Source organism: Gimesia algae, from assembly GCF_007746795.1.
GTDB classification, from domain to species: Bacteria; Planctomycetota; Planctomycetia; order Planctomycetales; family Planctomycetaceae; genus Gimesia; species Gimesia algae.
Genome location: NZ_CP036343.1, coordinates 4,422,948 through 4,443,656 on the forward strand (window position 1 = coordinate 4,422,948; position 20,709 = coordinate 4,443,656).

Genomic DNA, 20,709 nt, shown 5'->3' on the forward strand with positions numbered 1-20,709 from the left:
ATTACTCCACCACACAAGAATTCAACCGCTCTCTCCGCTTTTCCCATTCCGGCATGAGCTTCTTCAATAAGTGGTAGAACTTTGGGCTATGATTATATTCCTGAAGGTGACAGAGTTCGTGGACGATCACATACTCGATGCACATCTTCGGAGCGATGATGAGGTCGGGATTTAGCAGGATTCGACCCTCATTTGTACAACTGCCCCAACGGTTCTTCATCCGACGAATTTCGAAGTTGTCCACAGAGATGCCGTGACGCTCGGCTTTTGTAGCCATCGCATCGAATAACTCTCGAAACACAACTTCTGCACGCTGGCGAAACCATCCTACAACAAGCGTCTTGATGCGCCCCTTCTTGGATAAGTCAGTCAGGTAGACATTGATCTGCCCTCGTGCCATTTTGACTGATTCCTTGTCGCCCTTGTGAACCCGCAGCCGATACTGCCGTCCCAAGTATCGGTGCGACTCACCACTGACGTATCGGCGGGGTGGAATAGATGGAAGATAGTTCTCAAAGAACCTTTGCTGCTGCACGATCCAAGACGCCCGTTTGTGCATCTTTTCCTCGACAGCGGAATCGTCTGTATCTTTGGGAGCCATTACGATGACAGACAAATCAGGATGTACGTCAATTGCCAACGTCTTGCGAGATGAATACGAAAGATCATAGTTAATTTTCTTCCGACCGTACTGTATCGCCAGTTGTCGAGAAGGAGTTTTCGTAACTGTGGTGCCGTTCCGTCTGGTCACTGCTGCGTCTCCCTTCGCTTGGCGACACGCATGATTCCTTCGAGAATCTCGTCAATGTCATCTCCGGTCAAAGCCAACTCGTAGCGTCCTTTTGCAGCAAACATTAGGTCGTCGAGGTCGTTAATCATGGCGTTCTCAACGTCCCGGTTGTCTGTCCAGTCTCGAATCTTCCTCTCATCGATGATCTTTTTAGCTTTCAACGCCGTCTCCGCAGCGATCCCGGCAATGTCGTCTCTGTCTTCGGTTGCAACCTTTTCGAATCCTTCCTGAAATAGTCGAAAGTATGCCTTGGCTTCGGGATCGCTTCGCAACTCTGCTGGAACTTTTGAAGAACCTTGATCCTTCGCCTCGTTCCACGCATCGAACATCTTCTGAAAATAAGCTTCTTCACTCATCCGCTTTTCGAGGTATTCCTGAATTGCTTCGTCGATAACTTCCGAGAGCTTTTGATAAAGAACCGGGTCTTCCTCCATTTTTTCAATACAGGTCTTCTTGACTCGTGATGCGATGTAGTCGGCTTTCGCAGCCGTGCCTTCAATCCCTTCGAGTTCCTCGTCCACATTGTCCACTTCAAAGATATTGACCGGCTCGACAATCCGTTTCACTTCGTCGGCACCGATATACTTATCGACCATGTTCCGAATCTGGTCTTCGTATTCTTTGTAATCAATAGACTCGTTATACCGCTGTTTGACCGCTGCCCGCAGGTTACGAAAATACTTCATGTCATTGAGGTAACTCTGGACAGTTTCTTTCGGAGTATCATCGTGAAACTTAGCCGACGACATCGCCAGTTGCAGCGTCTTGGAAAATTCGTTCAAGGCATCGTAAAAGTCCTGCCGCACATCTTCGGGGCGAAGATGCTGTTGCATGGCTTCCAAGTCCTGCTTGTTTTGCACTCCATTGAAAACCGACCAGACGTTCGTGTGCCGCTCTTTGAGTTTGGCAATCTCTTCCTCGACGTTCGTGAAAGTACCTTCCAGATCGTCTTCGTCAAAATCACTCAAAGCATCGTACGTCTTCACCGCTTCATCGAGTTCCGGGAAGATGCCTCGGTAATCGACAACCAATCCAAAGTCTTTACCGTCAAATAGACGATTCACACGAGCGATGGCTTGCAGAATACTATGATCCCGCAGTCGCTTATCGATATACAGCACTGTATTACAGGGAGCATCGAATCCCGTCAGCAACTTGTCCACGCAGATAATAATTTCCGGGTGCGGTTTCTTTTCGAAGTCCTCAATGGTTTGTTCGAGATATTTTTTCTCCGAGCCGAACTCATCCATCATCTCCTTCCAGAACTGTTGGATTTCCGGCACGTCCTCTTCTTCAATCGTTTCGTTGTCTTCCCGTGTGTCGGGGGGTGAGATTATGACACGAGAAGAAATCTTGCGTTCTGGATATTCCTTACCGATTTCCTCGAACAACTGGTGGTATTTCAAAGCCATCGCTTTGCTACTGACAGCGAACTGACCCTTGAAAGGCGTCCCCTTAAAGTTCTCGCAAAAGTGCGTGACCAGATCGAAAGCAATCTCGTACAGCCGTTCAGAAGTTTTGGTTAATTCCTCTTCCCGACGAAACTTCTTCTTGAGATCGACCTTCTGCTCGTCCGACAAGTCCTTTGTGATGCGGTCGAACCACTTGTCGATGGCTTTCTGATCGCCGTGCAGTTCCGACATCCGCCCTTCATAGAGAATAGGAGTGACGGCCTTGTCTTCAACTGCCTGTCGCATGGGGTAGCTGTGAATGAAACCACCGAACTTTGTAGCAGTGCTCTTTTCTTTCTTTAGCAGCGGCGTGCCGGTGAAACCGATATAGCAGGCATTCGGAAAAACCTGCTTCATCTTGGCGTGAGCCAGTCCGTACTGGCTGCGATGGCTTTCATCGACCAGCACGAAGACATTGTTCCCTTCATCTTTCAGTTCGTGTGAGGAAGCTGCCGACTCGAATTTGTCGATGATCGTCGTGATAATGTCGGCTTTCCCTTGTGACACCAGCCCGACCAGATGTTTGCCGCTATTGGCTCGCTCCACTGACTTTCGACAGGCGAGAAATGTCTTCCAGATTTGCCGGTCGAGAGCCACTCGATCTGTAACAATTATTACTTTTGGGTTCTTGATTGATGGTTCGAGTGACAATGCCTTTGCCAGCATCACCATCGTAAGACTCTTACCACTACCTGTAGTATGCCAGATCACGCCGCCCGGTCTCTGTTCATCTCCTTTTGACTTGGTAACTCTTGCCAGCGTTTCACCAATGGCAAAATACTGCTGATATCGGGCAATCTTCTTCTGGTTCTTGTCAAAGACGATGTACCGATACGCCATCTCCAGTAGACGCTCAGGTCGGAACAGGCAGTACAGTAGCCGGTCTTGAGGAGAAGGTAATCGTTCACCTGCTTCCAAAAGCTCCTTCATCTTGTTAACAATCCACGACTTCCGGCTCTCGAATAGTCGATCAAGTTGCTTCTGTGAAAGTGGTTTGTTGATGAGCTTCGCCAGCTTTAGGTCGAGATCGTCAGCATGGTCCTCCTTCCATGTGGACCAGAACTTCTTGGGAGTTCCGGCAGTAGCGTACTTACCAGCATTCTGGCAAATCGAACCGAGAAGTTGAGAATAGACGAACAGACCGGGAATTTCAGCCTGTCGCTGATTACGAAGATGCTGACTGATACCAACTTCAACAGCGTCATGTTCATCGGGTCGTTTGCACTCGATGACAGCCATCGGAATGCCGTTCACAAACAATACGATGTCTGGTCGTCTTAATTCGTGGGAGGCCGTTCGCTCAACTTCGAACTCGTCGGCAATATGATAGACGTTGTTTTCAGGATGATCCCAATCGATGTACTGGAGCGTGTAACTCCGCTTGTTCCCGTCGATGGTCTGTTCTTGAGCCTTGCCCAAAGTCAGCAGATCGTATGCTTGTTCGTTGGTCTTAACCAAACCGTCGAAGGGAATGTTTGTTAGAGCATCGACGGCATTCTTAAGGTTGGTTTCTGTAAAATCGTGAGTTTGTCCTTTGAAGTTGATCTGGTTCAGCTTGCGGAGTTGATCGAGTAGAATCGAATCCAGCACGACCCGACTGCGTTTGCCGCCACGAAGATCGAGAGCCTCTGTCGGCGTGAGGTACTGGTAGCCGACCTGTTGGAACAGTTGTAACGCAGGCAGGTGCGAGACCAAATCTTCGAGGAACTCCGAGACCGCCATGCGTTACCCCTTTACCGTCTCAGAGTCCACATTGACCCGGACTTTGCCGATGAGAAGCTGCTGCATGAGTCCTTTTTTCTGTTCCTTTATCAGAGCAATCTTCTTGGAGAGCATCTTCAATTCGTTATCCTGCAAATCGATGATAGACGCAATTCGTGTCTGCTCATCCAACGATGGCATCGAGATCGAGATTTTGACAAATTCAGAGAAGTGAACTCGTCTCTTTTCGATGAGAGACCCTGTAGCGACGGTCTCGTAAATGTGGAATAGTAGAGGGCTTTTCAAAACGTGTTCGAGAAAGCTACTGTCACATTTTGAATTAACGACACTAAACACGTCATAATAGGCTGACACAGAAACGGTGTTTTGTACCCGTGATCGACCAATGGCACCAAACCGAAGGTTCATCGGGTTTACAACGAAATCTTCAAACCGGACGATGGCGTACTTGTTATTTGCACCATCCTTCAGCAGAAAAGAGCGTTCGTATCGATCCGTTTTTGGCGTGACACCAGCTTCGATGGTGAAACTGTACAAAGGAAATGACTCTAGGTCGCTGCTCGTTTGAGTTCTTTTCTCAATCAGATTGCCTAGTTTCGCTTCATCCCAGCCTGACTTCGGATTGCTGTGTCGCACGGCCAGTAGCGGCTCCGTAATCAGCTTGTGAATGAGGGCTTGTTTGCGTTTCTGCTTAGCGGCGATCAGCTTCTCAGTCAATTCAATTGCCTGATCCCACGTCGAAAGAATGGCGGCAATCTTCTGCTGTTCGGGAAGAGGCGGAAGAGGGACCTCAATCTGTCCTATTGTCGTGAGTGTCAGTCTTGTTATTGCTTGCCCTGCCATCTCACTCGTAAACGCATACTGCCCACGAGGACTCAAGATAAACTGAAGTAAGAACTCATTGAGCAAATGGTCCGATTCGCCTCTGAGAACAGCAACGCTTGAAAGTAAACTGAATGGTTCTTCAAGTGTGTTTAAGGTAGCGTTCCCCGTGTTTGCACCGTCTTTGGTTAATAACACGTCACCTTGGCGAACTGGACAGGCTCCGAATATACGCTCATGATCTTCGGTAGAGATGTTCGAACAATTGGACAGGTCCAGTTTTCCGAATCGAATATTCTTAGATGTGATATAGCGAAACGGACCTTCATTGGATTGAGGCGAGAAATGCGTACCGTCTTTCAAAAATGACGTTGCATTGGCAAGCTTGTCGTTCCGCCATGAACTTGGAATGAGTCCATGCCTTGTCCGCTTAAAACCGTTATGCGAGTTGTTCATTACCAGCCCAACTCCTTCAGATACCCTTGCATCTGCTCTTGGACTTGGGCTAACTCAGTATCGAGGTCGTCGATTTCTTCCTGCACCGCCCGAATGTCGATCTCTTCCTCTTCCTCGAACGTATCCACGTAGCGGGGAATGTTCAGATTGAAGTCGTTCTCCTCGATCTCATCGAAATCAGCGACGTAGGCGTATTTGTCAGCGTTCTCCCGTGCCTTGTACGTGGCGACGATCTTTTCGATATGCTCGTCGGCTAATCGGTTTTGGGTCTTGGCGTCGTCGTATTCCCTGCTCGCATCAATAAACAACACTGACTTATCGGACTTCTGTTTACGGAAGACCAGAATGGCAGCGGGAATGCCGGTGCCATAGAAAAGGTTCGCAGGGAGACCAACAACCGCATCGAGTAAGTTCTCTTCAATGAGTTGTTTTCGAATCTTGCCTTCGCTTGATCCTCGGAATAACACACCATGCGGCACGACCACCCCGACCCGTCCACTGGTCTCAGTGATCGTTTCAATCATGTGCGAGATAAAGGCGTAGTCGCCCTTACTCTTGGGCGGCACGCCTCGGTGAAAGCGGTTGTAATGATCAGCACCCGCTTCGTCCTGCCCCCACTTATCGAGCGAGAAAGGTGGATTAGCGACGACCACTTCGAACTTCATGAGCTTGTCGTCGGACAGCAACTTCGGATTGCGGATCGTGTCGCCCCATTCGATGCGGGCGTTGTCCATTCCATGCAGGAACATGTTCATCTTGGAGAGTGCCCACGTCGCTCCGATGTTCTCCTGACCCCACAACGAAAAATCCTTCGTTCCAACCTGCTGACCGCACTTGATGAGTAGTGATCCCGACCCACACGCTGGATCGCAGATGCGTTCTCCCGGTTGTGGATCGACAAGCCGAGCGAGCAATTGTGAAACTTCGGGAGGTGTGTAGAACTCTCCCGCCTTCTTTCCGGCATTGGCAGCGAACCTGCCGATAAGGTACTCGTAAGCGTTGCCGATGACATCCATCGTTCCAACCCGGCTAGGGCGCAAATCGAGCCGGGGGTCAGTGAAATCTTCCAGCAACGATTTGAGCCGGACGTTTCGTTCTTTCGTCTGACCAAGGCTGGCTTCCGAATTGAAATCGATGTTGCGGAAGACCCCTTCGAGCTTCTCTTTGTTGGAGTCTTCGATTTCGTCCAGAACGGTGTTGATGACCTCGCCAATATTGGCGGCGTTCCGCTGCTCATACAAAGTCTCGAACGTGCAGTGAGCAGGCAACACAAACCGCTCCCGCTTCAACTTTCTATGGATACGTTCCTTTGCAGTCTTGCTCTTAGGATCGCCAAACTCTTCGACCAACTTGGCGTAATGGTCCTGCCAGACATCGGAGATGTACTTCACGAACAACATCACAAGGATGTAGTTCTTATACTCCGAAGGATCGACCGCCCCACGAAACGTATCACACGCCTTCCAGAGAATGCCATTGATCTCGGATTGTGAGACCGAATCTGATTGTTTACCGTTTCCGTTTGCCATGTTTATGATAGTTCCCCTGTTAATCTCTCAATCATTCAGCATTTCGTTCAATTTGAAGTGGTCGATTTGTTCGTACTCATCCAATTCAAGGCCACAATACTCACAAATCATACTTCCTGCGTATACGCCGGTGCAATATCCTTCGCCGCCTGAACCCTCTGACTCCCAATCGACTTCAAAGCGGACAGCAGCGTCATTTTCGCAAGCTGGGCAGGACGTAAGTTGATGGAAATAGTTATTCTGTTGCTCGTCTTTGAGAGTTGCCTCAGTAAGCCGCCGTGCCTTGCCTACGAACTCCGCATTGTCCTTCCGTGATTCCCAATTTTCCCGACGTTCTTCGATTAGTTCCTCCATCTTTTCTGAGAACTGATCTTCCTTTTTAATTTCTTCTGCAAATTCTCTGAAATCACCTTCCCTGTTAAGAAAGAATTCTTCTGCCTTCAGTTTGTGTTCCACAACAAAGGCACTGATGATCGGGTAAAAATACTTGACAGTGAATCGTCTTGCAGCGGCATAATCGAGGGACGAAAGACGTCGATGTGCAAGAATTCCACGATAGTCGGACAGCTTCGAAAGGACGCCCATGCGGTCGTGTGTCACCTGCGAGAAATTCTTCGCCTTCAACATCGCATCTTTGAACGTGATGGTGTTGTGGTTTGGCTTTTCCCCTTTTAGGGATTTGTCGATAATTGATTCGATTGACGGAATCAGCTTTTCACGATGTAACATGGCAAAACAGTTTTCATCTTTGCTATTCTCAAAAATCAGCCTCGGATCAATGTCCCATAATACGCCCTTGAAAAGCCGTTCCACACAGAAAGCAAAATACAACACACAATCAACGGTATCGTCTTCTTGCATCTCAGGGCTCAGACGAGGGGTACAACGGGCTGAAAAATAGGCAGCATCCTTATAGAATTCATTCATACTTCTTACCAGTACATTTGCCGCAAACCCATTGTTGACCAAATAGTACCATTACTGTACAGTAATAGTGATCTCATGACAATCGAGGCACAAGGTGAAACAATGCAGTTTGGTATACGAGTTCGGGAACTCCGAAAACAGCGAAGGATGACACAACAAAAACTGTCTGAACTGCTGGGCGTGAGCCTCTCATACATATCGAAAGTCGAGAACAAACGGCTCAACGGCGGTGACTATCCAAGTGAAAAAGTTCGTCCACAAACTGGCTGAAGCTCTCGAAACTGATGAAGACGAACTGTTGCTTCTGACCAACCGAGTACCGGAAGGGATTCGGGAGAGGCCGGAGGCATTTCGGGTTGTCGCCGGAATGAACGATAAAGAAATGGATCAGCTTCTCAAGCAGTTTGGCAAGAATAGATAGGACGATCTATGCAAGAGCTAGTGACGTTGAATCTTCAAAACCTAGCAGAAGGGCTTCCCGCACTCACCGGTGCGATGGGAAGCGTGCTCGCCGAGGCAGCGGCAGTTTGCCTTGAAGATCGAGGTCACACAGATTCGGTACAACTTCATGTCAGGAGGATTGAAACCCCACAATTCTTATTGTCATATCCTACTGTGACTGAGGCTATGCGGCGAACTCACAACGATTTGGAACGAGCAACGGAACATGGGGCTTGTGGTGTTGCAATTCTATTGATCGGGCGGATGACAGGTCTGACTGTGATCAAGCAGTCCAAGAAAGGAACCGGTTTCGACTACTGGCTTGGATCAGATGACGGAGAGGAATCGTTGCCATTTCAGAGTTCAGCACGACTTGAAGTGTCAGGCATCCTTAACGGCACGGATTCCCAATTTGCCACACGGATAAAACAGAAGCTCAAGCAAACACAAGCTTCGGATAGCACTAAACTCACAGCATACGCCGTCGTGGTTGAATTTGGTCAGCCGCAGGCGGAAGTGGGGGAGCGATGAGCAAAGTCGCAACCATCAACAACCTTCACAATAATGCGATGGACGCTGCGAACAAAGCGTATGTGGCAGATTTACACGGCGACTTCAATCTGGCTGAATCACTTTTTCGTGAGGCATTCGAAAAGGAACGGGAAGCGGCAATACTTCTCAAGAATGATCTCGATACAGAGCCGACTCGATCAGTTCTGTTTCGTAGTGCAGCCACGTTAGGAATCGACTGCCGAGAGTTTCGAGAGGCAGAGAGACTCATCGCCATTGGGCTTTCTGGGAATCCTCCAGACCAACTGTGCGACGAATTGCGAGACGTACTGGAAACAGTCTATTTCAGCCGTCACCTGAGTCTACGAGGCGTCGGCCTTGATCCCGGCGAAGTCCAGATGTCACTGACAGGATCGGCGGTTGGATTTGGCCTAATTGAGAGTAAACAGTTTGTTTATCGTGCGGAGGTCGTAGAGAAGTTATTGGTTCGTGGTGCCGAACGGTTGAAAGACGTTCCTTTTCGAGAATCTGGCAGTCCAAATACTGAAGCACTCCAAGGCTTCGAGGTCTTTTATTCGGTCCCACGTGCTGCGAGCTTTGCGATCTCGATTCGCCTCGGTCGCCCGCAGCGACAAATGACCCTACCGGGCTTTGTTGGTGTTCAAGATGTCGTCGATGATTTTTTGGCGTGCATATCTGACTTTAACGCTGGTGAAGGTGATTCGCTCAAGGATCGCATCGAGTCGGATGCCTATTTCAACAACTTTCGGGCCTTAGCGAAGAAGCTTGCCCCTGACGGGACAAAAATCAACAACGTGGGATTCACATCGATCAGGGGCGAGGAATCCAAGGAAGCTTCGCTTTCGCATCCCTCAAACGCCTTAACCAATCAGGAATCTGATAATTCACGCACGGAACGACTTGTTGGGGAAATTCATAAGGCGGACGAAACAAAGCGTGGCTTGCCCACCTTCGGCGTACAGGACGACAGTGGGAAGGTCCACAACATCAGCGTCCCAGCAGGATTGTTAAACGATATCGTCAAGCCGTATTGGGGTGAGCGAGTTCAAGTTATCGCCTTGCGAAAGTCTAAGAAAAAGCTTGAACTGGTTGATATTGACCCGGTGATTGAGACCGCTCAAGGGGATGATGAAACACATTGAAAATCCTATTTCTCCACGGTTGGAATTCTGTAGTTGGCGGCAAAAAACCGACCCTCCTCAAAGAACACGGCCACACCATCATCAACCCCACTCTTCCCGATGACGACTTTGAAGAAGCCGTTCGCATAGCCCAATCCGAATTCGATCAGCACCAGCCCGATGTCATCGTTGGCTTTGCCGGTTCCAGAACAACAAGTTCGTCATCATCACAGTTGATGAGTTCTCAAAACAACACTAAAGGGGACTTGCATTCGGCGATGATTCAATAATTTCAGTGCGTAGTGATCCATCAATAAAGTCGAGCAGTTGCGGTCGAAGTCTTTCAGGCACATTTGAAAGGCAGTCACTTTGATCTGCAAAGATCACAAAGCACGCCTGACCGTTTCTCGAACTTCGGTACTTGATGCCGTGGATCGGCTGCTCGTCTTGCATCGTCATTCTGAATCGCACGTATTCCGTGAATACCTGAGTTGGCACGTACTCAATATGCTGTCTTCCGTCTTGCTGAATCGGGCGTGAAAGTTCCCTGTTGAACGCCGTCAGGAACTCGACTGCATTTCGGCCACGTCGATCAAGTTCTACAAAGAAACTTCTACGCCCATAAAAATTGGAAAGATCGAGTACGTTCAAGGCAACAAGCGTTTGAAAACGAGCGCCTGTTGCCTCTTGACCACCCATAGTACTTGGATCGACTGTTTCTGCGACCGCTGTATCGAAATCGTTGGCTCCATAAAACATCGAAATGCCAGCGGGACTCATTCGGTTTGGTTGGTTAGCATGATCAGTCGGCGGCGACGTATAGCGAGCAGGATTTGTTGACGACATCCCACGTTCAAACACCTGTACTCGCCAAAACTCTTCTCCGACTGGCAAATCAAGAATTGGAGACACATGTTCGATATTGTGTCCAATTTCAGGCAACATTTCGCTGGCTGAAACATTCCTCGCTGGATCACCATGTTCTCCATCCTCTTGGGACTCCCAGAAGGTGTATCTTCTTTGATGTTGTACCACACGCTTGAAACGCTCCCAAGCGTCTTCAAAAAATTCTTCGGAACTTGGACCAAACACATCCCGATAACACAAGACCTCGCCATTGAATTCGTCCATGAGATCATCAAGAAGCTGTGCATTTTCGACACAAAAGTTCATTTGTTCGAAGAGGTCATAGCTGTCATCAATGATTGATCCCTGATACCCCCCCTCTCGACCGTCATATGGCAACTCTGACGCAGGGTCCGTAAAGACCTCGTTAACGGCGTATCGCATTCGCTGGATTACGGAATCAATCCCACTTGCCATCAAAGCATCGTTTGCGGTTTGGCAATAGTCACACTTGTTTGAAATAAGGTTTGCACGAACTACAGCCTGTAGTTCTTCGTCCTCGATGCAGGATTCGCACACGTAGAGTCGCCGCCGTTGCCTTGCCATTACATCACGTCCTCCGCATTCATGCCTGTAACATTCTTAACTTCCGCCAGCAGACTCCCGAACTTGCCATAGTTGACCGGGTAGAGAATCTGTCAGATCATCCCAAGGTGGACGGGGCTAGAGTCTAGCTTGGCTTCTCAAGCGAATTGTACCAGTCAAGCCAGTTTAGCTTCATCTACACTTTCAGATATCACCTACATTGGCCGAGAATATGAAAACCGAGTGTCTAGTTACTCTGCAAATCGCAATTGCTGCGACACGCTCTCAGCCACTTGTTTCGCCAGAGCTTCATTTCCCTTTGCATTAAAGTGAACTCCATCCGTGGATTGCCAGTCGGCATGGTCTTTTACCAGTTCAAATAGATCGTCGGTTGGAACTTGGCGTTTCGTCATTATCTCAGCGGCAAGCTTGTTCCGCACTTTGACTCGATCTGTTCGTTCAGCGAAGGTTTTCAAGTCGCTCCTCTCTCGCACAGGCGTCGTGGTTGCCCAGATTAACTTAGTATCACCAGCATATTTCTTCACGGCGACAATAGTTTTGGAAAGACCATCTCGGTATTGCTCTTCCGTGTAGCCCCATCCGTGAAGACCATTGTTGATGTGGATCACGGAGAACTTGTACTGCTTGAGCAACAGCAGAAGATCGTCATTGAACGTCGGATCGGACACACATTTTGATGTGGTCAGTCTCGCACAGGATGCTTTCCCGGCGAGTTGTTTTTCCACAGCACCGTAGTACCCTCTAGTGATCGAATCTCCAGCCAGCAGGACTCGGGGAAGATCGTCTTTGTTAGCATCCGTGACCCAAATATCAATCCACTCGATTCGTTCACGAATCGGTTCAGCAGCAGTCAAGGAATGGCACAGTGCCATTAGCGACAACAGAACATAGAAATGCTTCACGGGTGAATTCCTTAAAAGTAAAGCTACTGAATACAGCCAGTCAAAACTTATTTCACTATAACACATTAAACGGTGTCGAAAACTCGACTTTTCCCTATACGCCCTTCTGTCAGTCGTCGGTTGAAGAATCAGCATTCCTTAAGACTTAGTAATGGCTTCTAAGAAAGTGTCGGCGATTCTGATTGCATCTTCTTGGTCCCAACCCAGACTTCCACTGTGTGAAATCACAATGGGGAATTCACCATCAATCATCTCTTTTCTCATATCGAAGAGGTAGAACCCCCCACCTCCGTCGAAAGCGAACGGTACCGCACCCGGCATGTACTCTGGTATCTGGTACGCAAGCAAGTATTCCCTGATCGACTTTGTTCCGAACATGCCGAACTCACGCTCGCCCCTGACAAAATCTCCACCGTTTGACCACTTGAGAAATGCAACAAACGCATCTGGAAATGGTCGCATAGGGATATCCCACTTCGACGGATCGAATGGCTGGTACTCTTCGTACAAAGGGTTGGTCTCCAGAAACGGATTCTGCTGCTCTGAATTGATCTCAGTAATCTCGCTCTTCACCAACGGAGCAAGCACGGACTTTTGGAGGTAAGTAATATCGTCATCGGTCGCCGGTATTTCTTTGGCAACGTGCTGAAAAACGTGATTCCAATCCATGCCGCTTCTCCCCAGTGTTCAGTAAGCGTAACTACCTTTTAACCTAGCTGATTTCTTTCGGTATCTCTATAGCAAGTACCTTGCTGTATTAGTTCCATTCTAAAAATGTATTAGCGATTTTTGAAGAGCCAGAATCAAACCAAAGATTCGAGGGCAACCCTTGGTGATTTAGGATGAAACTGAAATTACCCACCCCAGTATGAGCCACTCCAATCTAACGTGAAAAATGAGACTTGCCTTGCCGCCTTCACCTGCGTCATGCCGTAAGACACTGCAAATACAGACATTTCCTCTCGGGACTTCATCCGCCTAAAGCCCCATTTCCGTCGCAGATCGGCTCGGATTCTCAATCGACGTTCTGCGACAACCTGCCCTTTCTCAATATCATGCGAAAACCAATCTGCGCACAACATTTGTAATAGGACACCGGCAAGCGCAAGTTCGGCTGATGATTCGCCGCAAAATAAGACCACTTCCTCGGCAGAAAGGACACCGGCAACAGCGTCGTTACCAACCAACCAAATCACAAAGGAACGAAGCCATGCCAACCCCAAAAGAAATTCGCCAAAACATCTGCCAACAAATCGTAGACGCCTTAAAGTCGGGCAACACGCTCCCATGGCGACAACCGTGGAGCAATGATTCAAATGTGGGACTTCCTACAAACGCTATGAGTACAAACCGCTACTCGGGTGTGAATCCGATCCTGCTGGAAATCAGCCGGATGCGGCAGGGATTTCAATCAAAGTGGTGGGGCACTTACAAACAGATCCAACAACTGGGTGCTAATGTTAAGCGTGGCGAAAAAGGAACAGCAATCACGTTCTACAAAAATATTCCAGTCAAGAATAAAAAGACGGCTGATGAAGAAAGTGAAAAAACTATCCCACTTTTGCGAACCTACCACGTTTTCAATGTCGAACAAACAGATGGTCTGGATCAACTTCGAGTTGGTCAGGGTGATAGCACTACCGACATCGGTGATTATCACCAAGAAGCCGATGCACTCATTGACGCTACTGAAGCTGACATTCGGTATGGCGGAAACCGAGCATTCTACTCACCTAACACAGATTATATTCAATTACCGATGCGAAGTCAGTTCCCCAACGTGAATGACTTCTACAGCACGGCTACTCACGAACTCGTGCATTGGAGCGGAGCCGCTCATCGGTTGAACCGCTCTGATATGACTTACGCTTTTGAAGAACTCGTTGCAGAAATCGGTTCTTGCTACACATGTACTGAAATTGGAATTCCTGCCAGTGATAATCTCTCGGGCGTGACCAGTTACGTGCAAAGCTGGCTCCGTGCGATGAAGGACGATCCGAGTTTTATTTTTAAGGCATCATCTCACGCATCCAAAGCCGCAGACTACTTACTGTCCTTTCACTCTTCGCCGGTTGAAGAACCAGTAATGGTCGTCTGATCGAATCAGAACAGGACACCGGCAAGAGAAGTAACAAGACACAATCAACTTCGAAACGGAGAATTTGAAATGAACATGCCGAACGATAATAACGACCAGCTTCCATTTTTCCAGAATTCTAATTTTGAAAAACCTGTAACCGCTCTTGAAGAGCGACAGCAACTTCTTGCTCATCACGTGCGGCTGGTGGCTCGCAAACACAATCACGCACTCTTCGTTTTTGGAGCCCAAGGCGGACTTGGTAAAAGCCGGACGATTCTCCAGACATTAGATGAAGAAGGCATCGAGCCGATCCTTATCAATTCGCACATTACACCACTTGCACTCTACATGACCCTGTTCCGATATCGTGGCGAGGAGACACTCTTTTTCGATGATTGCGACTCTATGTATTCGTCGATGCCACATCTGGGATTGTTGCGAAGTTGCTTGTGGGGCTCACCCCGAACAGTCACGTATGGAAGCTCACAACTTCCTGATGGCTTGCCATCTGAATTTGATACAACCGCACGATTCATCTTTGCGGCAAATGTCATGCCTCGTCGCAACGACGCTTTCAAAGCTGTTCTTAGCCGATGTGACCTATTTGAACTATCTGCCACCAATGCTGAAGTAATTGATCTGATGCGATCCGTTTCGAAAAAAGGATTCCATCAACTGACACCCGAAGATTGTGCCAAGGTAATTGATTACATCGCAGAGAACGCCGATGACCGGCAGTTGTCGATGCGGTTGCTTGGACCTTCATTGCGGAAGCTTCACTACGCACGTGGCGAAGGCATCGACTGGCGACCAATGATAAAGAGCCAGTTGCGGACACTAGGCAGAAAGAACGAGTCCACGAAGCGTCTCGATAGCAAGACTAAGGATTTGCGAATTCTGCAAATAGCGATTCAGAAATATCCCGACAGCGTTCAAGAGCAGGAGAAGGCATGGCGTGAAGCTACGGGGAAATCGAGAGCAAGTTTCTATCGTTGTCTCCAGCGTCTCCGTTCCGAGCACGGCAGTTAGGACACGACCAAGAACGCAAATGCCATTTTGAAATCCGTCTCTGTAAACCCCATAACTCACATTTTGGATTGGAGAATATAGGAATGCGAAACGAACCTCCTCGGAAAACTGAAACGAAACGATGGCATCGGTCAGGACATCACCGTCGAACCCGAAGACATCGAAAAACACAATATCGTCGAAAACTTCATCCTACAACTCAATTGAGTGGGTAATAGGACACCGGGAACCAAGTCGTTAAACAACAAATCACTCAATCACAGGAGTAACACGATGGACGACTTACTTAATCAATTCATGGAAGATCATTTGAACGGATACTACGGCGATATCTTTGATGAACTGGCGGCAATTGAATTTGCTGATGAGTTCCCAGAGCTTCCAGAACTCGACGAGCCTTGGGACGAAATGTTGATGCAGCAGGAACTCGAAGACTACGAGCAGTGCGATGAGTATCTCGGGGAGGACTGGTAAGGACACCGGGAAAGAACCCAGACAAATCACCACTCAACCAGAAAAGGTAAAACATGCTCAATCAAAATAGCAAAACGACCAGTCCACAATTTAAGTTAGGACAAATAGTCGCCACGCCGGGGGCGTTAGAAGCTCTCGAAGCGAGCAGCCAGTCACCGAATGAGTTTCTCAAACGCCATTTGCAGCTTGATCAGGGCGATCTCTGCGATGAAGACCATGAACTCAACCGAGAAGCGTTGAACGACGGGAGCCGAATTCTGTCATCTTTCAAGACTTCGAAAGGCGTCAAAATTTGGATCATCACTGAAGCCCAAGACGGCAACGGTCATCGGTCCGCAACCACGTTGCTTCTGCCCGAGGAATACTGAGTGCCCCAATTTGGACACCGGAAAGCCAGTTGTAAATCAACAACATTCTTCACAGGAGAAACAAATGGGATGGCTCTTCACATGCGGCAGCACACGTCGAGGACTGATCGAGGAACGCACCAAGGGTTGGGAACGGACCAACGATGACGGTCTCGTTATCACAAGCACTTGCCTTGCTCACTGCTATCGAGGTGGCAGCTTTTCGGGTGTTCTCTGGAGCGTTTGGGAACGCACTTTCACGAAAGAAGGTACTGAATCCAGTCCCAAACAGCGTTGGATTCAGTGCGACTTATTGCGACATCAAAACGGCGATGGTTGGGGGTACAAGGACATGGAAGAGTCTTGTGGTCCTTACTTCTTCAGTTGCCCGCTCAAATATTTGGCAATGGTGCCACTTGAAGAATTCGGCGGCAATGCAGAGTGGCGTGAGCAAGTCGTCCTGCATCATCAGCGGCAGAGAAACGTCGGCAGCGGCGTGCAGCGAAGTGCCAGTGATCGGTAAGTAGGACACCGGCAAGCAAGTTGTAACAACAACTCACTCAATCAAAGGAACGAAAATGTCTGATCCAACTGAAACAACTCGCCGTGAAATGGTTGCCCAACTGAATGCCGTTGAAGGAAGTCGGGAATATTTGGAATCGAAGCATGGAGAAGTGTGGGACACGACCGAGCTTCAGGAGCAATTCGAGGTCTTGGGTTTCATGTCCCCATTTGTGGGAGTTCGTCGTCGCAGCGATAATTTGAAGGGCAGTGTGCTTTTCCAAGCAAGCCCTCGTTATTACTTCGGCTTCCAGCCTGAGTAGCCTGTGGGTGGTGGAGTTCTCAAGGATGGGAGCCTCACCTATAGGACACCGGCAATTTCGCATAACAGACAGATCACGAAATAGAAACGGCCTTTTGACTACCTCGGGAGCACAATTATGCCCAGAAAACCCGCCAACGGCGCATCACAAAACGGAAAGGCGAAAATCTGCTGATCTCTTATCACGACACCAAATCACTCCAGAATGGAATGCAGCGGTGAACGGAATGGTATTGCTCTGGCGTGAAGTCAGCGTATCGTTGGCCACCGTACCATCCCTCTTCATGTTCGCCAAATTCCTGCTCAATGTAATCCCACAAGTCTTGGCCGTAGTAGATAATGTCGGTTTGGTGAACTGAAAAGACTGGATTCCCTGCAATGTTCGGCTCTGCCGGAATGTACCGATGCGCATAGAGAGGGATGAGCTTCGGGGCGGCTTCGACGTGATCCCGTGCAATCTTGATGGCTTCAGCAAGATCAATTGGCTTGGCTCCCCACTCATCCAACCAAAACACATTATTCTCGATGTCGAATGCCATTCCATCGAACGGCCAATTGAGTCGTTCCAATAGTGTATTGAAATCACATGACCGCCAGTCAGGGAATGTGCCACCTTGTCTATTCGGATCGACTCCAACCGGAACGGCAGATTGCAATAGGGAACGTAAATCGGGGGGAAATTGAAAATCGAATCTCGTTTCTAAAACTTCAAATTCTGAATCCGAAAGTCCTCTGTCGAGTTGGATGCCTCTCTTGTGAAGTAACGTCAGCGCATCCTGCAACTTATCAGCCTCTGTCTTGTCGCCAGACATTTGAAATCCTCTCGTCACAGATCAGTCGTCGTTCACTCGCAAATGTGTGCATTATTTGACTATCGCTGTGAGTGTAAACTGTAAGTCTTCTCAAAATCTATCCTCTAAGCCGTCTGTATCGACAGCGTTTCTTGCCCATCACAACTGTAACGTGTCACGTGAAAGGATAGCTTACACTATTGAGCCTCTTTTGTCTTTCTATGAGGACACCGGCAAGAATTTAGGAAGGACACATTCATCAAAAAACCAGTGGTAAGAAGCCATGACCGTTCGTTGAAGGCTCTTTACCACCCCGTGATATTGGGAGAAATCCATTGAAACTCGTGCCTTACTACCGTGTGTCCACTTCAAAGCAAGCCAAGTCTGGACTTGGGCTCGAAGGGCAAGAAGCCACCGTCAGTCAGTTCGCTAACGCTCACGGGGCACAAGTCCTCAAGTCGTACATCGAGGTCGAGACCGGCAAGTGGTCAGAACGACCAGAGTTGGCGAAGGCAGTTTCTCATGCCCGACGATCCAAAGCCACACTCGTCATTGCCAAGCTCGACAGACTGGCCCGTAACGTCCACTTCCTGAGTGGTCTCATGGAGGCAGGCGTCAAGTTCCTTGCCTGCGATCAGCCAAGTGCCAACGATCTAACTATTCACATCTTGGCGGCGGTTGCACAGGATGAAGCCCATCGGATCAGCGAGCGTACCAAGGCTGCGCTCAAAGCTTACAAGGCTCGTGGTGGTAAACTTGGAGCGTCCAGACCAGAGTGTCGTAACCTGACTATGGATGCGAGTAGAAGAGGCGCAACAGCGGCAGGTAAAGCCGCACGAAGAGAGGCCGACACTGCTTATACTGATCTGTATCCAATCATGAGGGAACTTCGGGATAAAGGTGTTTCACTGCGAGCCATTGCCAGACACCTTAACGACGATGGATACGAGACTCGCCGTGGCCGACCATGGAATCACGTGCAGGTGCGGTCTGTCTTGAGGCGGTACGAAGTTGGTTAATCGGCAGGATCAGCTTCGGTCTTCGATCCGACGTTGCAAAAAAAGAAATCGAGTTTCTCGAATTCGAAATTCTGGTAAGAAAGGGGGTGGGGAAGGCTGGCTACACACTGTGTACCCCCCTATCTTTTATTACAATCGAAGAATTCAAGATTCACCTGCGCCAAGCTGAAAAACTGATGCAGATTGAAGATCGAAAAAATCGCCGCCGCAAAAATATGTAGAATGTGATTGCGTCGATTGAAATCACGAGTATTCTCTTATCTTCAAACCAGCTTTCGCTGACCAACGACGGATGACACTTTGCCCCTTCACAGTTGATTTTTCCTCGAATCTGACAGATTAGCCGTGAGCCACCTCGAACTCGATTGTGAGTACCTTTTCATCGCAATTGATTCAGGCAGTGTTCATAGCATATCATCAAAACATATCCTGCTATCACCTGTGGTGAGTGGTTTTAACTTTGAGTTCTCCGGTTCTGGCACACATTACCATTTGTTGCACAGTGATCTGCATTTTCACATTGCTGTCATCAAGAATTTCGAAACATTCATCTGGGCAGGTAGGTAACTTCGAACTCAAGCATCGTGATGCAGCGTCAAACCGGCCACATGCCGTTTCATAGATGTCACCGGTGGCGTCACCGCCGTTGCAGTCGAGTGCTCGATAGTCGTTTGTGACTACAAGGAAATCTTCTTCAGTTGTTCGAATTGCAGAACGAGTTGGTGTTCTTTCGATGACAGCCATCTCACCTCGACGAGTTCCAGTTACCAGCAGGAGACAGTCGGAAGTAATCGGGCGAGTGCTCAAAATGTTTACGGCTTCTTCATAATTGTTGGCAATTTGACAGACTTCTCGAATCAGTAGAGCAGACGAGGTTGCAGCCTGAATGGGTTCGTCAGACAACACGGCATTGAGTGTCACAGTAAAGCGACCGGGTGCCATCCCCGAAAGTACACTCACACTCCCCGGCCAACCAACTGATTGAAACCGGAGTTTGCCATCGGACTCTACGAAGTTCACAATAGTTGTGAATTCCGACAGAGAATTATTGTGAGAGAACCAGTCCATGTTTCGTGCGTGGATTGGTCCGCTATCAGTATTCACAGCGAATGCAGTGCAACCAAGCAATAGCTTTACAAAGTCATAATACAGGTTGGCGGCGAGGGCCTGAATGAAGTCTGTACCCGACTGCGCAGCCAATCCCTCAATCTCAGCAATATATTCGTCTTTAACGAAGTGAGAGGAATATGTCGTGAGAAGTTCTTTGTACGGCGCAATGTCACCAACCTCATCCACTGTTCGGCGAATGAGTTCGCCCGCCCAATCCACTTGTTGCTCAGACAGTCTCCACCGATTGCGTGGCAGATCAAAGAGTGAAACCGTAATTTCTGGAACCATGAATCTATTCCGATATCTTGAATTTTGAGGTGAGCCAACCGGCAATCATCCTTGCCTTATGAGTGTAGAAATTTCGCCAGAACACTATGGACAAAGGAGATACATTGAGGTTCACTGACGATGGAAGAAATATATCAATATCATAACTAATGATATGACCCTAGTTGTCACCGGAAGATGACTGGGAGATTTGGTTTTCCAATACTTTTATAAGTGAACCTTCCCTAACAATCGGTGTCCGTTGAGAAACTACAAACCCGAAAGGAAGGTGCGCCATGCAAAATCAAGACTTTAACGAACAGCCGTTTTTTCGAGACGATGAGTAAACGTCGTCGAGGGTTCCCATCTGAAACGCAAGTGAAGCGGGGTGTCCGCATCGTTCACGGCGACAAGTTGTTGGAAGAAAAACTCGGTCGTAATGACCTGTGCCCATGTGGTTCTGGCAAGCGATTCAAAAAGTGCTGCCTCAAGTCAGGCCGCTTTTGACGGCGTGACCCGAGACCACTTCTTTTAGAGACTGAATTTCCAAACCCACTCCGTGTATTCCATGCTGAGTGGGTTTGTTGTAAATTGAACAAATGATTCGCACAGAGAACATAGGTAA

At 48.5% G+C, this 20,709-nt stretch carries 24 protein-coding genes; 14 read left to right on the forward strand and 10 right to left on the reverse strand.

Features of this window, described 5'->3' with window-relative positions:
* Nucleotide 1: 1 nt before the first annotated feature.
* Genes Pan161_RS16400 through Pan161_RS16420 form a run of 5 tightly spaced genes read right to left on the reverse strand, consistent with a single transcriptional unit; the run spans nt 2 to nt 7,697 of the window.
* Complete coding sequence (locus Pan161_RS16400) at nt 2-751, reverse strand: M48 family metallopeptidase (RefSeq protein ID WP_145228668.1); 750 nt, start codon at nt 749-751, stop codon at nt 2-4.
* Nucleotides 748-3,963, reverse strand: coding sequence for a type I restriction endonuclease subunit R (locus Pan161_RS16405; protein ID WP_145228669.1), 3,216 nt, complete (start codon nt 3,961-3,963; stop codon nt 748-750). The genes Pan161_RS16400 and Pan161_RS16405 overlap by 4 nt, the downstream gene beginning before the upstream one ends.
* Nucleotides 3,964-3,966: 3 nt before the next feature.
* Nucleotides 3,967-5,241 carry a restriction endonuclease subunit S gene (locus Pan161_RS16410; RefSeq protein ID WP_145228670.1) on the reverse strand — a complete coding sequence of 425 codons (1,275 nt, stop codon included), beginning with the start codon at nt 5,239-5,241 and terminating at the stop codon, nt 3,967-3,969.
* Nucleotides 5,241-6,770, reverse strand: a complete 1,530-nt coding sequence (locus tag Pan161_RS16415) for a type I restriction-modification system subunit M (RefSeq protein ID WP_145228671.1) — start codon at nt 6,768-6,770, stop codon at nt 5,241-5,243. Before Pan161_RS16415 ends, Pan161_RS16410 begins: the two co-directional genes overlap by 1 nt.
* Before the next feature lie 27 nt (nt 6,771-6,797).
* The gene (locus Pan161_RS16420) at nt 6,798-7,697 is read right to left on the reverse strand and encodes a hypothetical protein (protein ID WP_145228847.1); all 900 of its coding nucleotides are present in this window, start codon (nt 7,695-7,697) and stop codon (nt 6,798-6,800) included.
* Between the two features lie 147 nt (nt 7,698-7,844).
* Here Pan161_RS16420 and Pan161_RS31410 point away from each other — a divergent pair, with 147 nt between their 5' ends.
* Genes Pan161_RS31410 through Pan161_RS30615 form a run of 5 tightly spaced genes read left to right on the forward strand, consistent with a single transcriptional unit; the run spans nt 7,845 to nt 10,080 of the window.
* Complete coding sequence (locus Pan161_RS31410) at nt 7,845-7,967, forward strand: helix-turn-helix domain-containing protein (RefSeq protein ID WP_390620704.1); 123 nt, start codon at nt 7,845-7,847, stop codon at nt 7,965-7,967.
* Nucleotides 7,939-8,118, forward strand: coding sequence for a hypothetical protein (locus Pan161_RS30605; RefSeq protein WP_197995933.1), 180 nt, complete (start codon nt 7,939-7,941; stop codon nt 8,116-8,118). The genes Pan161_RS31410 and Pan161_RS30605 overlap by 29 nt, the downstream gene beginning before the upstream one ends.
* A gap of 8 nt (nt 8,119-8,126) precedes the next feature.
* Entirely contained in the window at nt 8,127-8,669 is a 543-nt protein-coding gene (locus Pan161_RS16430; RefSeq protein WP_145228849.1) for a hypothetical protein, read from the forward strand.
* Nucleotides 8,666-9,811 (forward strand): hypothetical protein, encoded by a 1,146-nt coding sequence (locus tag Pan161_RS30610; protein ID WP_197995352.1) that lies wholly within the window; start codon nt 8,666-8,668, stop codon nt 9,809-9,811. Before Pan161_RS16430 ends, Pan161_RS30610 begins: the two co-directional genes overlap by 4 nt.
* A complete protein-coding gene (locus Pan161_RS30615; RefSeq protein ID WP_197995353.1) occupies nt 9,808-10,080 on the forward strand; it encodes a hypothetical protein in 273 nt (90 codons plus the stop codon). Before Pan161_RS30610 ends, Pan161_RS30615 begins: the two co-directional genes overlap by 4 nt.
* Here Pan161_RS30615 and Pan161_RS16445 read toward each other — a convergent pair.
* The 3 genes from Pan161_RS16445 to Pan161_RS16455 all read right to left on the reverse strand — a co-directional run bounded on the left by Pan161_RS16445 (nt 10,046) and on the right by Pan161_RS16455 (nt 12,813).
* On the reverse strand, nt 10,046-11,242 hold the full coding sequence (locus Pan161_RS16445; protein ID WP_145228851.1) for a HEPN-associated N-terminal domain-containing protein: 1,197 nt from the start codon (nt 11,240-11,242) through the stop codon (nt 10,046-10,048). The two genes, Pan161_RS30615 and Pan161_RS16445, sit on opposite strands and share 35 nt — an antisense overlap.
* Nucleotides 11,243-11,472: 230 nt before the next feature.
* Nucleotides 11,473-12,144 carry an SGNH/GDSL hydrolase family protein gene (locus Pan161_RS16450; protein ID WP_197995354.1) on the reverse strand — a complete coding sequence of 224 codons (672 nt, stop codon included), beginning with the start codon at nt 12,142-12,144 and terminating at the stop codon, nt 11,473-11,475.
* A gap of 138 nt (nt 12,145-12,282) precedes the next feature.
* Nucleotides 12,283-12,813 carry an SMI1/KNR4 family protein gene (locus tag Pan161_RS16455; RefSeq protein WP_145228854.1) on the reverse strand — a complete coding sequence of 177 codons (531 nt, stop codon included), beginning with the start codon at nt 12,811-12,813 and terminating at the stop codon, nt 12,283-12,285.
* Nucleotides 12,814-13,354: 541 nt separating this feature from the next.
* Here Pan161_RS16455 and Pan161_RS16460 point away from each other — a divergent pair.
* The 6 genes from Pan161_RS16460 to Pan161_RS16485 all read left to right on the forward strand — a co-directional run bounded on the left by Pan161_RS16460 (nt 13,355) and on the right by Pan161_RS16485 (nt 16,898).
* On the forward strand, nt 13,355-14,242 hold the full coding sequence (locus Pan161_RS16460; RefSeq protein ID WP_197995355.1) for an ArdC family protein: 888 nt from the start codon (nt 13,355-13,357) through the stop codon (nt 14,240-14,242).
* Nucleotides 14,243-14,311: 69 nt separating this feature from the next.
* Nucleotides 14,312-15,253, forward strand: a complete 942-nt coding sequence (locus Pan161_RS16465) for a hypothetical protein (RefSeq protein ID WP_145228857.1) — start codon at nt 14,312-14,314, stop codon at nt 15,251-15,253.
* A 273-nt stretch (nt 15,254-15,526) separates the two neighbouring features.
* On the forward strand, nt 15,527-15,727 hold the full coding sequence (locus Pan161_RS16470; protein ID WP_145228859.1) for a hypothetical protein: 201 nt from the start codon (nt 15,527-15,529) through the stop codon (nt 15,725-15,727).
* Nucleotides 15,728-15,780: 53 nt separating this feature from the next.
* Nucleotides 15,781-16,095, forward strand: coding sequence for a hypothetical protein (locus Pan161_RS16475; RefSeq protein WP_145228862.1), 315 nt, complete (start codon nt 15,781-15,783; stop codon nt 16,093-16,095).
* 64 nt (nt 16,096-16,159) lie between these two features.
* Nucleotides 16,160-16,597 carry a hypothetical protein gene (locus Pan161_RS16480; protein WP_145228864.1) on the forward strand — a complete coding sequence of 146 codons (438 nt, stop codon included), beginning with the start codon at nt 16,160-16,162 and terminating at the stop codon, nt 16,595-16,597.
* Between the two features lie 55 nt (nt 16,598-16,652).
* The gene (locus Pan161_RS16485; protein WP_145228866.1) at nt 16,653-16,898 is read left to right on the forward strand and encodes a hypothetical protein; all 246 of its coding nucleotides are present in this window, start codon (nt 16,653-16,655) and stop codon (nt 16,896-16,898) included.
* Between the two features lie 181 nt (nt 16,899-17,079).
* Here Pan161_RS16485 and Pan161_RS16490 read toward each other — a convergent pair whose 3' ends face one another.
* Nucleotides 17,080-17,709, reverse strand: a complete 630-nt coding sequence (locus Pan161_RS16490) for an SMI1/KNR4 family protein (protein WP_145228868.1) — start codon at nt 17,707-17,709, stop codon at nt 17,080-17,082.
* A 338-nt stretch (nt 17,710-18,047) separates the two neighbouring features.
* Here Pan161_RS16490 and Pan161_RS31415 point away from each other — a divergent pair, with 338 nt between their 5' ends.
* Nucleotides 18,048-18,707, forward strand: coding sequence for a recombinase family protein (locus Pan161_RS31415; RefSeq protein WP_390620751.1), 660 nt, complete (start codon nt 18,048-18,050; stop codon nt 18,705-18,707).
* The gene (locus Pan161_RS30620) at nt 18,656-18,928 is read left to right on the forward strand and encodes a hypothetical protein (RefSeq protein ID WP_197995934.1); all 273 of its coding nucleotides are present in this window, start codon (nt 18,656-18,658) and stop codon (nt 18,926-18,928) included. Before Pan161_RS31415 ends, Pan161_RS30620 begins: the two co-directional genes overlap by 52 nt.
* 214 nt (nt 18,929-19,142) lie before the next feature.
* Here Pan161_RS30620 and Pan161_RS16500 read toward each other — a convergent pair whose 3' ends face one another.
* Entirely contained in the window at nt 19,143-20,105 is a 963-nt protein-coding gene (locus Pan161_RS16500; protein ID WP_145228872.1) for a C45 family autoproteolytic acyltransferase/hydolase, read from the reverse strand.
* A 318-nt stretch (nt 20,106-20,423) separates the two neighbouring features.
* Here Pan161_RS16500 and Pan161_RS16505 point away from each other — a divergent pair, with 318 nt between their 5' ends.
* Nucleotides 20,424-20,591, forward strand: coding sequence for an SEC-C metal-binding domain-containing protein (locus tag Pan161_RS16505; protein ID WP_145232719.1), 168 nt, complete (start codon nt 20,424-20,426; stop codon nt 20,589-20,591).
* Nucleotides 20,592-20,709: the final 118 nt, after the last annotated feature.

Bases quoted from the DNA above. Each gene is read 5' to 3' on its own strand.
- Pan161_RS16405 (WP_145228669.1), bottom strand. From the start codon at position 3,963: ATGGCGGTCTCGGAGTTCCTCGAAGATTTGGTCTCGCACCTGCCTGCG.
- Pan161_RS16410 (WP_145228670.1), bottom strand. From the start codon at position 5,241: ATGAACAACTCGCATAACGGTTTTAAGCGGACAAGGCATGGACTCATT.
- Pan161_RS16415 (WP_145228671.1), bottom strand. From the start codon at position 6,770: ATGGCAAACGGAAACGGTAAACAATCAGATTCGGTCTCACAATCCGAG.
- Pan161_RS16420 (WP_145228847.1), bottom strand. From the start codon at position 7,697: ATGAATGAATTCTATAAGGATGCTGCCTATTTTTCAGCCCGTTGTACC.
- Pan161_RS31410 (WP_390620704.1), top strand. From the start codon at position 7,845: ATGACACAACAAAAACTGTCTGAACTGCTGGGCGTGAGCCTCTCATAC.
- Pan161_RS16430 (WP_145228849.1), top strand. From the start codon at position 8,127: ATGCAAGAGCTAGTGACGTTGAATCTTCAAAACCTAGCAGAAGGGCTT.
- Pan161_RS30610 (WP_197995352.1), top strand. From the start codon at position 8,666: ATGAGCAAAGTCGCAACCATCAACAACCTTCACAATAATGCGATGGAC.
- Pan161_RS16445 (WP_145228851.1), bottom strand. From the start codon at position 11,242: ATGGCAAGGCAACGGCGGCGACTCTACGTGTGCGAATCCTGCATCGAG.
- Pan161_RS16455 (WP_145228854.1), bottom strand. From the start codon at position 12,813: ATGGATTGGAATCACGTTTTTCAGCACGTTGCCAAAGAAATACCGGCG.
- Pan161_RS16460 (WP_197995355.1), top strand. From the start codon at position 13,355: ATGCCAACCCCAAAAGAAATTCGCCAAAACATCTGCCAACAAATCGTA.
- Pan161_RS16465 (WP_145228857.1), top strand. From the start codon at position 14,312: ATGAACATGCCGAACGATAATAACGACCAGCTTCCATTTTTCCAGAAT.
- Pan161_RS16470 (WP_145228859.1), top strand. From the start codon at position 15,527: ATGGACGACTTACTTAATCAATTCATGGAAGATCATTTGAACGGATAC.
- Pan161_RS16475 (WP_145228862.1), top strand. From the start codon at position 15,781: ATGCTCAATCAAAATAGCAAAACGACCAGTCCACAATTTAAGTTAGGA.
- Pan161_RS16480 (WP_145228864.1), top strand. From the start codon at position 16,160: ATGGGATGGCTCTTCACATGCGGCAGCACACGTCGAGGACTGATCGAG.
- Pan161_RS16485 (WP_145228866.1), top strand. From the start codon at position 16,653: ATGTCTGATCCAACTGAAACAACTCGCCGTGAAATGGTTGCCCAACTG.
- Pan161_RS16490 (WP_145228868.1), bottom strand. From the start codon at position 17,709: ATGTCTGGCGACAAGACAGAGGCTGATAAGTTGCAGGATGCGCTGACG.
- Pan161_RS30620 (WP_197995934.1), top strand. From the start codon at position 18,656: ATGGAATCACGTGCAGGTGCGGTCTGTCTTGAGGCGGTACGAAGTTGG.
- Pan161_RS16500 (WP_145228872.1), bottom strand. From the start codon at position 20,105: ATGGTTCCAGAAATTACGGTTTCACTCTTTGATCTGCCACGCAATCGG.
- Pan161_RS16505 (WP_145232719.1), top strand. From the start codon at position 20,424: ATGAGTAAACGTCGTCGAGGGTTCCCATCTGAAACGCAAGTGAAGCGG.